Origin of the sequence: Brachybacterium sp. p3-SID957 (assembly GCF_025144775.1) — a bacterium.
GTDB classification, from domain to species: Bacteria; Actinomycetota; Actinomycetes; order Actinomycetales; family Dermabacteraceae; genus Brachybacterium; species Brachybacterium epidermidis.
Genome location: NZ_JALXKT010000115.1, coordinates 1 through 1647, shown reverse-complemented (window position 1 = coordinate 1647; position 1647 = coordinate 1). Strand labels below are relative to the sequence as shown.

Below are 1647 nucleotides of genomic sequence, written 5' to 3'. Positions count from 1 at the left end.
CCTGACTTGGACCTCTTTAGTGTGTCACTCGCTGAAGGACGTGTCGGGCGTCGTCGGTGAGTTCGGGGCTCGCGGTGATCTTTTGCCCGGCGATGGTGATAGTGACGTCCTGGAGGGGACGGAGTGTCCGGATGATCCGGCGGATGCTGAACCCGGTCGCTGCTTGGAGGTGTCTGGCGATCGCCAGGGCCGTGAACACGATGGTGAGGTGGGCTTCGATCGCGTCACGGGTGCGGTGGAACATGGGCCTGGCCTGCAGGTCTGTCTTGCTCATCCGGAATGACTGCTCGACATGCCAGAGGTCGTGATAGCTGGAGACCACCTCCGCCGCCGGCATCGTGGCGGCAGGAATGTTCGTGACGTAGCCCTTCAGCCCGACCAGACTTCGTGCCCGCTCGAGCGAGGCCGTATCGAGGGATCGGCCGCTCGCGGTGGTCTTCACGAATCTGGTCGACTTCACCGACGCGTCCCCGTCGATCACGGCTCGGGCCCGGTTCTCCTGCGCGGTGAGGGTGTGATTGTCGCGGGTGGCACGCTTGGTGCGATAGCTCCAGATGGCACGCCAATAGCCGGGATGCTCCTCTGCGTCCCAGACCGGCTCCTTGCGGCGCTTCGTCGTGGAGGGTTTCGTGTTCCCGTGGCGGGGCGTGATGGTGTCGATCAGCTGCCCGTCCGTGAACGCGTCCCCGTTCCAATGGAAGTGATTGGCCAGGTCACCCGGGGCTTTCGTCTGTCGTGAACCGACGATGAACTTCAGGTCCGCTTCGTCGAGCTCGCGCAGGTTGGCCGCCGAGAGCATCCCGGCGTCCGCGACCACGACCATGTCAGCCAGGTCGTTCCGGGCCTGGAACTGGCGGATGATCGGGACGATCGTGCGGGTCTCAGCATGGTTCCCCTCGAAGCAGCCGATCTCCAGCGGGAACCCGCCCCGGTCCACGAGCAGGCCGACCACGATCTGCGGATCCACGCGGCGTTCCTTCGAGTAGCCGACCTTCCTCAGCGCATCCTCGTTCTCCGCCTCGAAATAGAGCGTCGTAACGTCGTAGAGCACCAGCGAGATGTCGCCGCTGGTCGCGGCATGCTCGAAGCACCTCGTCGCGATCTGGCCGCGGTAGTCGTTCGTGGCGATCCGGGCCAGGCAGCGCTTCATCGTCGAGCGATGCACCGGGTCGATCCCGACCTCCGCCAGCACTCTGGCGGAGTCGCTCATCGAGGTCGGCTCGATCAGGCGTGCGGCGACGAGCTGGAAGAATGCCTCATCACCGATCGCCGTGAACCCCAGCGCCGCCCACGCGGACTGCAGCGTCTCCAGCAGCAGCCGGGACTGCTTCGACGTGATCGTCGCGGGGCTCGTCGACGTTGCTGTCCCCAGGTCGAGGACGCCCTGACCAGCGTTGATCTTCTCCCGACCCGCCTCCATCAGGCCGGCGAGCTCGGCTTCGGTATGAGCCGACCCGAGATGCTCCAGGACCACATCCCGACGGTTCCGCCGCTCAGCAATCTGCACAGCCGTCGCCCCCGACGCCGTCCTCACCTTCCGCAGGAACACCACCCGCTTAGTGTGTCACTCCAGGCAGGCGCGAAGCGCTCACCAGCACCGATACACCCAAAACCCGCGTCGATACCCCAGAGAGGTCCAAGTCAGGT

Annotated in this window: 1 protein-coding gene; it reads right to left on the bottom strand. The window is 65.3% G+C overall.

Translation table 11 applies throughout. The features are described from left to right. Positions 1-16: 16 nt before the first annotated feature. Positions 17-1552, bottom strand: coding sequence for an IS1634 family transposase (locus M3B01_RS14510; protein WP_259793249.1), 1536 nt, complete (start codon positions 1550-1552; stop codon positions 17-19). Between the last annotated feature and the right edge of the window lie 95 nt (positions 1553-1647).